The organism is Luteibacter sp. Sphag1AF (assembly GCF_014192715.1).
In the GTDB taxonomy this organism is placed as follows: Bacteria; Pseudomonadota; Gammaproteobacteria; order Xanthomonadales; family Rhodanobacteraceae; genus Luteibacter.
Genome location: NZ_JACHYH010000002.1, coordinates 507,050 through 520,296, shown reverse-complemented (window position 1 = coordinate 520,296; position 13,247 = coordinate 507,050). Strand labels below are relative to the sequence as shown.

The 13,247-nt window shown below is 63.4% G+C and carries 7 protein-coding genes; 4 read left to right on the top strand and 3 right to left on the bottom strand.

The genetic code is table 11. From position 1 onward, the window contains the following. On the top strand, positions 1–801 hold an 801-nt coding region (locus FHW69_RS09425), incomplete at its 5' end, for an XVIPCD domain-containing protein (protein ID WP_221195468.1). Positions 802–911: 110 nt separating this feature from the next. Here the strand turns inward: FHW69_RS09425 and FHW69_RS09420 are convergent. The 3 genes from FHW69_RS09420 to FHW69_RS09410 are packed head-to-tail and all read right to left on the bottom strand — an operon-like array spanning position 912 to position 6,223. After that, a complete protein-coding gene (locus FHW69_RS09420) occupies positions 912–4,301 on the bottom strand; it encodes an efflux RND transporter permease subunit (protein ID WP_183422786.1) in 3,390 nt (1,129 codons plus the stop codon). 12 nt (positions 4,302–4,313) lie between these two features. Next, positions 4,314–5,570 carry an efflux RND transporter periplasmic adaptor subunit gene (locus tag FHW69_RS09415; RefSeq protein WP_183422785.1) on the bottom strand — a complete coding sequence of 419 codons (1,257 nt, stop codon included), beginning with the start codon at positions 5,568–5,570 and terminating at the stop codon, positions 4,314–4,316. After that, entirely contained in the window at positions 5,567–6,223 is a 657-nt protein-coding gene (locus FHW69_RS09410) for a TetR/AcrR family transcriptional regulator (protein WP_183422784.1), read from the bottom strand. Before FHW69_RS09410 ends, FHW69_RS09415 begins: the two co-directional genes overlap by 4 nt. 276 nt (positions 6,224–6,499) lie before the next feature. Here FHW69_RS09410 and FHW69_RS09405 point away from each other — a divergent pair, with 276 nt between their 5' ends. From FHW69_RS09405 to FHW69_RS09395, 3 genes are all read left to right on the top strand, one after another. After that, positions 6,500–11,422 (top strand): NAD-glutamate dehydrogenase domain-containing protein, encoded by a 4,923-nt coding sequence (locus FHW69_RS09405; RefSeq protein ID WP_183422783.1) that lies wholly within the window; start codon positions 6,500–6,502, stop codon positions 11,420–11,422. A gap of 97 nt (positions 11,423–11,519) precedes the next feature. Next, entirely contained in the window at positions 11,520–12,281 is a 762-nt protein-coding gene (locus FHW69_RS09400) for an NAD kinase (protein WP_183422782.1), read from the top strand. A 20-nt stretch (positions 12,282–12,301) separates the two neighbouring features. Next, entirely contained in the window at positions 12,302–13,237 is a 936-nt protein-coding gene (locus FHW69_RS09395; protein ID WP_183422781.1) for a 5'-nucleotidase, read from the top strand. Positions 13,238–13,247 lie beyond the last annotated feature (10 nt).

The window sequence follows — 13,247 nt, the reverse complement described above, 5'->3', positions numbered from 1 at the left end:
GACCCTGCACGGTACGTGATCCACCGCTCCGAAGAACACCTGTTCATCTACGGTACCTCGACCTTTGAGCGGGACGGCATGCGTGATGTGATGGGTGCGCAGATTTCGCCGCCGCATTGCCGGATGGTGATTACGTGTGCACCGCCTGATCCGGTGGACCCGTTGCTTGCGATCTCTCTGGGTGAACGGCACAGGGTGGATGGACGTTCCATGAATCCCGGGTATGCGGAAGTGCGACATGTCGCACCGCAGGTACAGGCGTACGGGCAACTTGCCATGCAGCCATCTCCGCCCGGCTACTTCCATGAGTCGGCGCCCGGTCGCGCCGCTCAGTCCATCCAGATGCATCAACGGCAGGCACCGGAGCCGCCGTCGTCGCCTCCCGACCCGCGCCATCCGGGTCACCCGCATCATGCGATGTATCGCAGCGTGCGCGGACAGTTGCATGCGCTCTATGCGGAACAGAGCATCAGCCTTTCCGAACCGCGTCTTGAAAACATGACGGCTGCGATCATGGCCGATGCGCGGCGCTCCAACATGACGCGTGTGACGTCGCTGGAGTTCAGCTACGACGACAACGATCGGCCCGATGTGAATCGCTACATCTTTGCGTACAACGGCGACCCTGAGCGTGATTACACGCCGGAAAGCTCAACCGACGTCAAGACGGCATCCGTTACTCCACCGGAGCAGTCCTACCAGCAGTTTCAGCAGTCTGACGAACACTTTCAGGAACGCGCGTTGCAGCGGCAGCATGAATTGGCGAGGGAGCACTCGCACGGGATGGGGCGCTCGCTGTAACGAGAGGGTCTGACTTCGGAGCAGGCCGGCTCGGAGCAAAAAAAAACACCCCAGAGATTGGACGGGTGTCCAACTTCTGGGGTGTAGTTCATTTCGCCGGACTTTTTCTGTTACGTCCGGTTCTGGCCCCGTCGGGGGTCGGAATCGAAGGCGCTCATATCGCCGACGTTGGTGGCGTGGGGCGTGCCGGACGGATTGTTGCCGCCGTTGCCACCACCATTGCCGCCGTGGCCATCCGGGCCGCCGTCGTGGTCATCGCCGTGATGCGGCATCTTGTGCGATACCTCATCCAGCTTGTCACCCAGCAGGCGACGGACCACCACATAGAACACCGGGATCAGCAGCACGCCCAGGAAGGTGGCGAACACCATGCCGCCGATGACGCCCGTGCCGATCGCGTGACGGGCATTCGCACCCGCACCGCTGGAAATGGCCAGAGGGAACACGCCGCCGATGAAGGCCAGCGAGGTCATCAGGATGGGGCGCAGACGGAGGCGGGCGGCCTCGATCACACCTTCACGCAGCGTCTTGCCTGCCTGTTGCTGTTCGACAGCGAACTCCACGATCAGAATCGCGTTCTTCGCCGCCAGACCCACGATCGTGATGAGACCGATCTTGAAGTAGATGTCGTTGGGCAGGCCACGCATCAGCGCGGCAAGCACGGCACCCAGCACGCCCAGCGGAACCACCAGCAGCACGGAAACCGGGATGGACCAGCTTTCGTACAGGGCGGCAAGGCAGAGGAACACGATCACGATGGACAGGATGAAGAGCATCGTGGACTGGTTGCCGGACAGGATTTCCTGATACGACATGCCGGTCCAGTCGAAGCCGTAATCGGTCGACAGGTCGTTCTGGATGATCCGCTGCATCTCGTTCATCGCTTCACCGGAGCTGCGCCCCGGAGCCTGGCTACCCACGATTTCCACGGCGGAATAGCCGTTGTAGCGGGTGAGCGAGGGCGAGCCGGTGAACCAGGTAGCCTTCACCACGTTGGACAGCGGAATCATCTGCGTGCCGGTCGTGGAGGTGCTGCCCGATGCCGTGCTGGCGGAGGTTGCTGCCAGCGTGCTCGGAGTAAAGATGTGCTTGAGCGCATCCGGACTCATGCGGAACTGCGAATCGGCCTGCATCGACACGCGCTTGATGCGGCCCTGATAGAAGAAGTCGTTGACGTATACCGGAGCCAGCATGAGCTGGATCGCGTTATAGATGTCGCTGACCGACAGGCCCATGGACTGCGCCTGCACGCGGTCGACTTCCAGCTGAAGCTGCGGGGAGTCTTCCAGCGTGTTGGGACGCACGGCCGTCAGAACCGGGTTCTGGTTGGCCTTGCCCAGCAGCACGTTGCGAGCCTGGGTGAGGGCGTCGCGGCCCGCACCGGCACGATCCTGCAGGAACATGTCGAAGCCGCCGAACTGGCCGAGGCCCTGCACGGTGGGCAGGTTCACCACGAAGATCGTCGCATCGCGCACGCCCTGCACAGCGCCCATGGTGCGGGCGATGTAGTCGGTGGCGGTGACGGACGGGTCAACCTTCGGAGCGCGGCCAGCCTTCACGGCTTCGTCGTACTGCTTTTTCTGTTCTTCCTGCTTGTCCGTCCAGCCACGCTCGCCCCAGGGCTTGAGCTTGATGAACGCCATGCCGACGTTTTCGCCCTGACCCAGGAAGCTGAAGCCGGAAATCTGGAAGACGTCGCTATAGGCCGGGTCTTTCTGCAGCACCGCACGCATCTCGTCCATCACCTTGTTGGTGCGTTCGAGGGTGGCGCCCGGCGGCAGCTGGATGATGCCCAGCGCGTAGCCCTGATCTTCCTCGGGGAGGAAGCCGGTGGGCACGCGGGTGAACAGGAAGCCGCACAGCACGGTAATCAGCACGAACACGATCATCCAGCGGGGCGCATGACGAACCGCGCTGCCGATATGGCCGGTGTAGGTGTGGTTGATCTTGTCGAAGTACTTGTTGAACGTGCGGAACACAATGTTCGACTTGCCGTGATGCGTCGGCTTGAGCATCGTGGCGCACAGCGCAGGCGTGAAGCTCAGTGCCAGGAACGCGGAGAAGAACATCGACACCGCGATGGTCAGCGCGAACTGCTTGTAGATGACGCCGGCCGCACCCGCCTGCAATGCGCTGGGAATGAACACGGCGGCCAGCACCACGGTGATGGCCACGACGGCGCCGGTGATCTGGCCCATCGCCTTGCGGGTGGCTTCCTTCGGAGGAAGGTTTTCCTCCGTCATGATGCGCTCGACGTTTTCGATCACGACGATGGCGTCATCCACCACGATGCCGATGGCCAGCACCATGCCGAACAGCGTCAGCTGGTTGATGGTGAAGCCGAGCGCGAGCATGCCGATGAAGGTGCCGAGCAGGGCCACCGGAATCACCAGCGTGGGGATGATCGTGGCGCGGATGTTCTGAAGGAAGATCAGCATCACCAGGAAGACGAGGATGATGGCCTCGATCAGGGTGTGCACCACTTCTTCGATGGAGATGTTGACGAACGTCGTGCTGTCGTAAGGAATGAACCAGCTCACACCCTGCGGGAAGCTGGGTGCCAGTTCGTCCATCTTGGCGCGCACCGCATGGGCCACGTCCAGCGCGTTGGCGCCGGGCAGCAGCTGAATACCGAACGCACCGGTGGGGGCGCCGTTCCAGCGGGTGTCGAAGCCATAGGTGAAGGCACCGAACGCCACACGACCCACGTCCTTCAGCTTGACCACAGTGCCGTCGGTGTTCGCGCGAAGGATGATGTTTTCGAACTGCTCAGGCTTGGTGAAGCGACCTTCCGCCGAAACCGTGGCGGTGAAGCCCTGGCCCGGGATGGCAGGTGCCGCACCGATGGAACCGGCAGCGAACTGCACGTTCTGAGCCAGCACGGCGTTCGATACGTCCGTCGCCGAGAGGCCGTAGCCCTGGAGCTTGTCCGGGTCGATCCACAGGCGCATGGAGTACTCGGCACCGAACTGCTGCGTGCTGCCGACGCCGGGGATACGCGAGATCTGGTCGAGTACGCGCGAAGCCACAAGGTCGTTCAGCGCATCGCGGTCGATGCTGGCATTTTCCGAACGAAGCGCGACCAGCATCAGGAAGCCCGCGTTGGCCTTGGCCACCACGACGCCCTGCTGGGTCACTTCGGCGGGCAGACGCGGCGTCGCAAGCGACACCTTGTTCTGCACCTGCACCTGCGCGATATCCGGGTCCGTACCGCTTTCAAACGTCAGCGTGATGGTGGAACGGCCGTTGGAGCTGGACTGCGAGTTGAAGTAGATGAGGTGATCGATACCGGTCAGCTGCTGCTCGATGACCTGGGTAACGGTTTTTTCTGTGGTATCTGCGCTGGCGCCAGCGTAGGTTGCCGACACGGTAACCTGCGGCGGTGCCACGTTGGGGTAGGACTCGATACCCATGTTCAGCACGGCGAGCGTGCCGCACAGGGTAATCAAGATGGCTACCACCCACGCAAATACCGGGCGGTCGATGAAGAAACTCGGCATGAGACCGCTCCCTTACTGCTTCTCGGGCTGGCTGCCCGACTTGGCGTCAGGCTTGGCCTGTTCGCCCTTGGCGGATGCCTGCTGACCCTGCGCGGCAGGAGCTGCACCCTGAGGGGCGCCGCCTGCCTGATCCTGCTTCGGATCGTAGGGCTTCGGATTGACGGGTTTACCTTCCTTCGCCTTCGGCAGACCGCCGACGATGATCTTGTCGTGGGCAGCGAGGCCCGAGGTGACCAGGAAGTCCAGGCCACGCTGGTTGTCGGCCTTCACATTCTTGCGGACGACATTGTTGTCCGGGCCCACGGTCAGCACGTATGCACTGTTGGCGTCACGCTGCACGGCCTTCTGCGGCACGAGGAACACGCCGTGGAGGTCGCCCATGTAGGCCTTGATGGTCACGTAGGTGCCCGGCAACAGCGACTTGTCCGGGTTGGGCAGCTGCGCGCGCAGGTTCACCGTGCCGGTCTGCGGATTCACCGTGACCGACGCGAAGTCCAGCGTGCCGGCCTGGCCGTACGGCGTGCCGTCCGGAAGGGCGACATCCACCTTGGTCTTGTTGCGCTCGGCCAGCGTGGCGCCGCCGGAGGCCGCAGCGCGGCGCATCTGTTCAACGTCGCTGACGCCGAGGGTGAAGTTCACATAGAGCGGGTCGATCTGGTCCACGGTAGTCAGCAGCGTGACGTCCGACTGGCCCACAAGGGCGCCTTCGGTGACCTGCTGCTGGCCGGCGCGGCCGTCAATCGGCGCGGTGACGTCGGTGAAGCCGAGGTTGATGCGTGCGGTCTGCACGTCGGCCTGGGCCTGTTTCACCGCCGCATCAGCGGTGCGCTGGGCGGCGATGGCCGCGTCGTAGTCGGCGCGGGACACATAACCCTTGCCCACGAGGCTGGACGCGCGATCCGCCGCTGCCTTGTTGTTGGCAGCGGTGGCCTGGGCCTGGGCCAGGTTGGCCAGGGAGGCATCAAGAGCCGCGCGCAGGGGGGCCGGATCAATCTTGAAGAGCACCTGGCCCTTCTTTACATCGGTGCCTTCTTCATAGGTGCGGGCCATCAGCACGCCGGGCACGCGAGCGCGCACGTCACCGCTGCGATACGGCGACAGGCGACCCACCAGATCCTGCACCAGGGGTGCGTTCTGCGGAGTGGCCTCAATGACGCCCACCTCGGGCGGCGGCGGCTGCTGTTGCTTATCGGCGCCTTTGCCGCAGCCGGCGAGGGCGGCAGCAAGGCCAAGGCACAGCAGGGATGTGCGCAGGGGCAGGGGCTTCATGAGAACTCCGTTCTTTTTCCAGGTTTCGTGTTCTTTCGCGGCCGCTCATCGGGGAGGATGTCGTACGCGTGCATAAATACAGTTACTGCATGCCGGGCCCAGTCGTCCTGTGCCTTTTGGCCCCGGCCGCGCATTCCGAAGAGGCGCCGGTCACCTTCAAGGCCATGGAGCATGGACATGAACAACTCGGCCGCCACGGCCGGGTCGTCCGTTCGCATCTGACCGCGTTCCATCGCGTCGCACATCCGTAAAGCGAGCCGTTCCACCAGGGTGTCGATGGCAGTACGGAAAAATGTCTTCGCGGCTGCGGGAAAGCGGGGAGCTTCGGAGATCAGCATCCGCGCCAGCGCGACTTTGGTCCTGTCCATCACGTGATGCTGGTGGGCTGCGGCAAGGGCTTCGAGCGTAGCGGCCAGGGTGCGGCGCTCCGGCTCCAGACTTTCATGCAGCGGCAATACCAGTTGCTCGATGGCAGCGTAGAACAGGCTGTCCTTGTTTTCGTAGTGCGCGTAGACCGTTTGCTTCGATACCCCCGCTTCACGCGCCACAGCGCCCATGCTTACCCGGTACCCGTCGCGCAGGAAAAGCGCGCAAGCTGCCTGGAGGACCCGCTGCTGGTGGTCGGAAGCGGGTCGGGGATCCGGGCGGGACATGGGTGTACCAAGCTGGACTATACCGTCCAGTTTAGAATCTACAAGTGACAATCGTCAACGACTATAACCTCCATGCGCATGCGCATTGTTGCGTCGCGGCGGCACGCTTCCTGCAAGCATCTCGCGGTACGTTGGCTATTACGTATCGACGCGCGACGTAAATTGTCGCGATGCGATGTACAAAGCGTTACTGCGCGCAATCACACGGGTGGATACGCGAATGAAGCAGAGCTATGCTTTTGCGGATTTCTTCCCTTCCCCACATCGATGTCCGCCATGAATGCTATTCGTGCTGCCGAAGACGGCCAGTTCACCGCCGCTGTCTTCGAAGAAATGAAGAAGAGCAACCTTTCCGCGGAGCGCCTCAATGAGGCGCGCTTTTTTATCAACGCCTTCTTCGAGCGCATGGCGCCGGGTGATTACGCCCTGCACGCGCCCGACCGCTGGGCTGCCCTGATCCAGGATCTCCTGCAATTTGCAAAGACGCGTACGCCGGGCAAGGCCAGCGTGCGCGTGTTCAATCCGGGCGTGTCCGGTACCCGGGCCGTGATCGAAGTCGTCACGGACGATATGCCTTTCCTCGTAGACACCGTGTCGATGGTGGCTGCGGCGCATGCCGAAATTCACGCGATCATCCACCCGGTGGTCTCCGTCCGCCGTGCCGCCTCCGGAGCGCTTGAAGCGCTGGGTGAGGGCACGGACTCCGAATCGTTCATGCGCTTTGAAATCGACCGCATCGACGACACCGAGCTGGATGTGCTCAAAACCAACGTCGAACTGGCCCTGGCCGACGTGCGCGAAGCGGTGACCGACTGGGCCCCGATGCGCGACAAGATGGTCGCGATTGCCGAATCCCTGCATCAGCGCGCCATGCCGCTGTCCGCCGACGAAGTGCGCGAAGCGTCCGAATTCCTGCGCTGGACGACCCAGGACCACTTCACGTTCATGGGTTACCGTGAATACGAAGTTGCCCCCGTCGATGGCGACGAAGTGCTGCGCGCCGTGGAAAATTCCGGCCTGGGCATCCTGCGTGGCGGCGAGCGTTCGCTGGCTCCGCGTTCGGTGCGCAGCCTGGTGGCCAGCGAGCTGCCGCAGTCCGGTTCCACCGACGCCATCATTCTTACCAAGACGAATGCACGCTCGCCGATTCACCGCGCGGGCTACATGGATTACATCGGTGTCCTGAAATTTGACGCCAACGGTCGTCCGGTCGCTGAAGAGCGTTTCCTGGGCCTGTTCTCGTCCAATGCCTATATGGCCCGTCCGCAGCACGTGCCGTTGGTGCGCGAGAAGTGCGACGCCGTGATGGACCGCTCGGGGCTGAAGCGCGACTCCTACTCGGGCAAGTCGCTTCGCCACATCCTGGACACGCTGCCGCGCGAAGAACTGTTCCAGTGCAGCGCCGACGAACTGTATGCGCTTTCCTCGGGCATTCTTGAGCTTCAGCAGCGCACGCGCACGCGCCTTTTCATCCGTCGTGACAGCTACGGCCGCTTCTTCTCCTGCCTGGTGTACGTGCCGCGCGACCGCTTCAATACGGCTGTGCGCGAACGCATCGAACACCTGCTGCGCGACGCGTTCCACGGCGAGCATGTGGATTCGGCCGTGCTGATGGGCGAGTCTGCGCTGGTACGCCTGCATGTCGTGGTGCGCCCGCGCATCGGCGACCGTCCGGTGTATGACGCGGCGGCGCTGGAAGCGTCCATCGCATCCATCGCACGCAACTGGTTCGACGAACTGCGCGAAGGCCTGGTCGCCGCGCAGGGCGAGCAGCAGGGCATCATCCTTGCCAACCGCTACGGCAAGGCGCTGCCTGCCGGCTATGTGGACGAAGTGTCGCCGCAGATCGCCGCGGCCGACGTCGGCGCGCTGGCGGGTCTGGCAGGTCCGGACGCCATCAGCATGTCGTTCTATCATCCGCCGCATCGCCCGGAAGAACTCCGCTTCAAGGTGTATCGCAGCGGTTCGGACATTGCGCTTTCCGAAGTGCTTCCGCAGCTGGAAAACCTGGGCCTGCGCGTGCTCACCGAGCACATGTACGAAGTGAAGTCCGGCGACACGCCGCTGTACATCCAGGACTTCGAAGTGCAGCCGGTCGGTCGCCTCGCCTTCGAGGTGGAGCAGGTCGGCAACCTTTTTGAAGATGCGTTCGAGCAGATCTGGCGCGGCAATGCCGAGAACGACGGCTTCAACCGTCTGGTGCTCGGTGCCAAGCTTGGCTGGCGCCAGGTGGCCGTGCTGCGCAGCTACTGCAAGTACCTGCTACAGACCGGCGTCACCTTCTCGCAGGCGTACATGGAAGATGCGCTCAACCGTTATCCGGCCATCGCCGGTCTGCTGATCGAGCTGTTCAACGCCAAGTTCGATCCGAATCGCGAAAGCCTCGACGGTGCAGCCCGCCAGCGTGCGGAAACCATGCTCGCCACTGAAATGCGCGCGCTGATCGACGAAGAAACCCTCACCACCCAGCCGGCGCTCGTGGGCAACCTCATCGCGTCGCTGGCCCTGCCGCGTGCCGAACAGGTCAAGGCGGTGGAAGAGGCGATCAACGCGTTGCTGGAAAATGTGTCCAGCCTCGATGAAGACCGCATCCTGCGCAGCTTCATCGCGCTGGTACACGCCACGCTGCGCACCAGCTTCTTCCAGGAGTGGGAAGGCGTTGCGCGTCCGTACATCAGCTTCAAGTTCGACTCGCACGCTGTGCCCGACCTTGCCAAGCCGGTGCCGTTCCGCGAAATCTTCGTCTATGCGCCGCGCGTGGAAGGTATCCATCTGCGCTTCGGTTCTGTGGCGCGCGGTGGTCTGCGCTGGTCGGATCGTCGCGAAGACTTCCGCACCGAAGTGCTGGGCCTGGTCAAGGCGCAGATGGTCAAGAACACCGTCATCGTGCCGGTGGGCTCGAAGGGCGGCTTCGTGGTGAAGCGTCCGCCGCTGGCCGCTGACCGCGACGCGCAGCTGGCCGAGGGCATTGCGTGCTACCGCATGTTCATCAACGGTCTGCTCGACATCACCGACAACCTGGTGGAAGGCAAGATCGTGGCGCCGCACTCGGTGGTCCGTCATGACAACGACGACCCGTACCTGGTGGTTGCTGCCGACAAGGGCACCGCCACGTTCTCCGATATCGCCAACGCGATTTCTGCCGAACACGGCTTCTGGCTCGATGATGCGTTCGCATCGGGTGGCTCCAATGGCTATGACCACAAGGGCATGGGCATCACGGCCAAGGGCGCGTGGGAATCCGTGCGCCGTCACTTCCGCGCACTGGGCCGCGACTGCCAGACCGAAGACTTCACCGTGGTTGGCGTGGGCGACATGTCCGGCGACGTGTTCGGCAACGGCATGCTGCTCTCCGAGCACATCCTGCTGCTGGCCGCGTTCGATCACCGTCACATCTTCCTCGACCCGAAGCCGGACGCTGCCCGCTCGTTCAAGGAACGCCAGCGCATGTTCGCGCTGCCGCGTTCGTCGTGGGACGACTACGACAAGTCGCTGATCTCGGCCGGTGGTGGCGTGTATCCGCGTACCGCCAAGTCGATTCCGGTGTCGCCGGAAGTGCGCGCCGCGCTTGGCATTCGCGCGGAAGTCACGCACATGCCGCCCACCGATCTGCTCAGCGCCATTCTTAAAGCGCAGGTCGACCTGCTGTGGAATGGCGGCATCGGCACGTACGTGAAGGCCACCTCCGAAACCCACGCAGAAGTCGGTGACCGTGCGAACAACGCACTGCGCGTCAACGGCAACGAGCTGCGCTGCAAGGTCATCGGCGAAGGCGGCAACCTCGGCATGACCCAGAAGGGTCGTATCGAAGCGGCCACCGTCGGCGTGCTGCTCAACACCGACTTCATCGACAACTCCGCCGGCGTGGACACCTCCGATCACGAGGTGAACATCAAGATCCTGCTGAACGATGCCGTGCAGCGTGGCGAACTCACCTTCGAGGCACGCAATCGTCAGCTGGCCGAGATGACCGACGAAGTCGGCCGTCTGGTGCTGTGGGACAACTATCGCCAGAACCAGGCCATCACGGTCATGGAACACCAGTCGGTTCGCCGCCTGGGCTCGATGGCCCACTTCATCCGCACGCTGGAAGGCGAGGGCATGCTCGACCGTCAGGTCGAGTCGCTGCCCAGCGAAGCGGAGCTCACCGAACGCAAGGCGCGCGGCCTCGGCCTTACGCGTCCGGAGCTGTCGGTGCTGCTGTCCTACGACAAGATCCGCCTGTTCCAGCAGCTGCTCGATTCGGACGTGCCGGAAGATCCGTACCTGTCCCGCGAGCTGGTTCGTTACTTCCCGCTGCCGTTGCATGAGAAGTATGCCGAGCACATGCAGCGCCATCGCCTGAAGCGTGAAATCATCGCCACTGCCGTGACCAACTCGACGGTCAACCGCATGGGCGCCACCTTCATGATGCGCATGCAGGAAGATACGGGCCAGGGTCCGGCAGCCATCGCCAAGGCGTATACCGCTGCCCGCGAAATCCTGGACGCTCGTGGTCTCTGGGCTGAAATCGAGGCGCTGGACGGCAAGGTCGCGGAAGACACGCAGATCGACGCCATCCTGCACATCTGGTCGCTGCTGCGTCACCTGACCCGCTGGTTGCTCAACCGCCCGGGCGGCACGCTGGACATCGCGGCCAACGTGGAGCGTTACGGCGCCGAAGTCACGGCGCTGCGCGAAGCACTGCCCTCGGCCCTCACCAACACCGGTCGTGGCGACTTCTCGTCCAGCCAGGAAAAGTGGGAAGGCCTGGGTTGCCCGGATGCGCTGGCCGTTCGTCTGGCCCGTGTACCGGTGCTGCGCGCCGCGCTGGACATGGTCGAAGTGTCCAAGCAGAGCGGCTACCCGATCCAGAAGGTGGCGGCCGTGTTCTACGAACTGGGCGAAGCCCTGGATCTGGAATGGCTGCGCGATCAGATCGAAGCGCTGCCGGTCGAAGGCGCATGGCACGCCCAGGCTCGCGGTTCGCTGCTTGATGAGTTGAATGCCCAGCACCGTGCGCTGGCGCTTCAGGTCCTGAACGTGGCGGGCAACCGCACGGACCTCAGCCCGGTACAGGCGTGGCTGGAGCGTGACGACGCCACGCTGAAGTACACCCGGGCCATGCTCGCGGAAATCCTGACCCAGAATGCCGACTACCCGATCGCCTCCGTGGCGGTGCGTCGTCTGGCACAGCTGGCGCAGATTCCGCTGGGCTAAAACGGCCCTGATGGCGTGGGAGGTGGCATGCCACCTCCCACGTCCATCCCCAATGCACTAAGCTCGACGCTGGTTCCAGTACCGGCTTCCTTCTCTCATGCGCCTAGCTTTCGTTGCCAGCGAAACCGATGTCGCCCAGCAGGCTCGCGATGTTCTCGTGAAGCACTACGGGGACGTTGATCCCTCCGAGGCCGAGATCATCGTGTCGCTGGGAGGGGACGGCTTCATGCTGCGTACCCTGCACACTTTCCGCACCCTTGCTGTCCCGTTCTACGGGATGAAGCTCGGCCGTCTCGGTTTCCTGATGAACCAGCATGCCGTTGACGGCCTGGTGGAACGCATCGAGCGCGCCCATCCGGCCGTACTGCACCCGCTGGAAATGCACGTGACCTGCGCGGATGGCAGCGAGCAGCGCGCGCTGGCGTTCAACGAAGTGGCACTGCTGCGCCAGAGCAACCAGGCGGCGCATTTGCAGGTTCGTCTCAACGACGCGGTGAAACTGGAAGAACTGGTGTGCGATGGCATTCTGGTGTCCACACCGGCCGGCTCCACGGCGTACAACCTTTCGGCCCACGGCCCGATCTTGCCGCTGGACGCCAACGTGCTCGCGCTGACACCCATCAGCCCGTTCCGTCCCCGACGCTGGCGCGGCGCGATTCTGCCGCATGCCACACGGGTAGGATTTGAAACGCGCGATCCCAACAAGCGCCCGATCAGTGCCACGGCCGACTTCCACGAAGTGCGTGACGTGCGCGTGGTGGAAATCCGCCAGTCGCGCCGGCATGGCGTGCGTTTGCTGTTCGACCCGGAGCACAATCTCCAGCAGCGGATTCTCGACGAACAGTTCGCCCTGTCGTAACGCCTTACCGAAGTGACCTGATGACTACGCCGAAGACCGAACACAATGCCCACGACACTGCGTCCGTTGGCGACAATCGCCTGGTCGTGGCCATTTCCTCGCGTGCGCTCTTCGACATGGGTGACAGCCACGAGCTGTTCGAGCGCGATGGTCTGGATGCCTACCGGCAGTTCCAGATCGAGCATGAGAACGACTTGCTCCAGCCGGGCGTGGCTTTTCCGCTCGTGCAGAAGCTGCTCGGACTCAATGCGCTGTCCGCTGACCTGCCGCCGGTGGAGGTGATTCTGCTATCGCGCAACTCGGGCGACACGGGGCTGCGCATCTTCAACGCCATTCAACATTACGGGCTGAACATTTCGCGTGCGGCGTTCACCAGTGGCGCGCCCACGTCCGACTACATTGGTCCGTTCCGTGCGGACCTGTTCCTTTCCGCGAATGCGGAAGACGTGGGCCGTGCGCTGCGTGCGGGCGTTGCTGCCGCCACCATTCTGCCGTCCACGGCACCGCAGCGTTCCAGCGAGCAGCTTCGTATCGCTTTTGATGGCGATGCCGTCATTTTTGGTGACGAAGGCGAGCGGGTGTCGCGGGAGCAGGGACTGGACGCCTTCCATCGCAGCGAGAACGAACTGTGGGCCGAGCCGCTGTCAGGCGGGCCTTTCCGTGGGTTTCTCGCCGCATTGCACCGGTTGCAGGCCGCATTCCCGGCGGAAACCTCGCCCATTCGCACCGCCCTCGTCACGGCGCGTTCGGCACCTGCGCACAAGCGCGTGATTCTCACATTGCGTCGTTGGGGTGTGCGTATTGATGAAGCGCTGTTTCTGGGTGGGCGCGACAAGGGGCCCTTCCTTGATGCGTTCGGCGCCGACATCTTCTTCGATGATTCCCCGGCCAATGTGGAATCCGCTCGTCGGCATGTGGCGACCGGGCACGTGCCGCATGGGGTCAGCAATCCCTGAGGGAGTTGCC

Bases quoted from the DNA above. Each gene is read 5' to 3' on its own strand.
- FHW69_RS09410 (WP_183422784.1), bottom strand. From the start codon at position 6,223: ATGTCCCGCCCGGATCCCCGACCCGCTTCCGACCACCAGCAGCGGGTC.
- FHW69_RS09405 (WP_183422783.1), top strand. From the start codon at position 6,500: ATGAATGCTATTCGTGCTGCCGAAGACGGCCAGTTCACCGCCGCTGTC.
- FHW69_RS09395 (WP_183422781.1), top strand. From the start codon at position 12,302: ATGACTACGCCGAAGACCGAACACAATGCCCACGACACTGCGTCCGTT.
- FHW69_RS09400 (WP_183422782.1), top strand. From the start codon at position 11,520: ATGCGCCTAGCTTTCGTTGCCAGCGAAACCGATGTCGCCCAGCAGGCT.
- FHW69_RS09420 (WP_183422786.1), bottom strand. From the start codon at position 4,301: ATGCCGAGTTTCTTCATCGACCGCCCGGTATTTGCGTGGGTGGTAGCC.
- FHW69_RS09415 (WP_183422785.1), bottom strand. From the start codon at position 5,570: ATGAAGCCCCTGCCCCTGCGCACATCCCTGCTGTGCCTTGGCCTTGCT.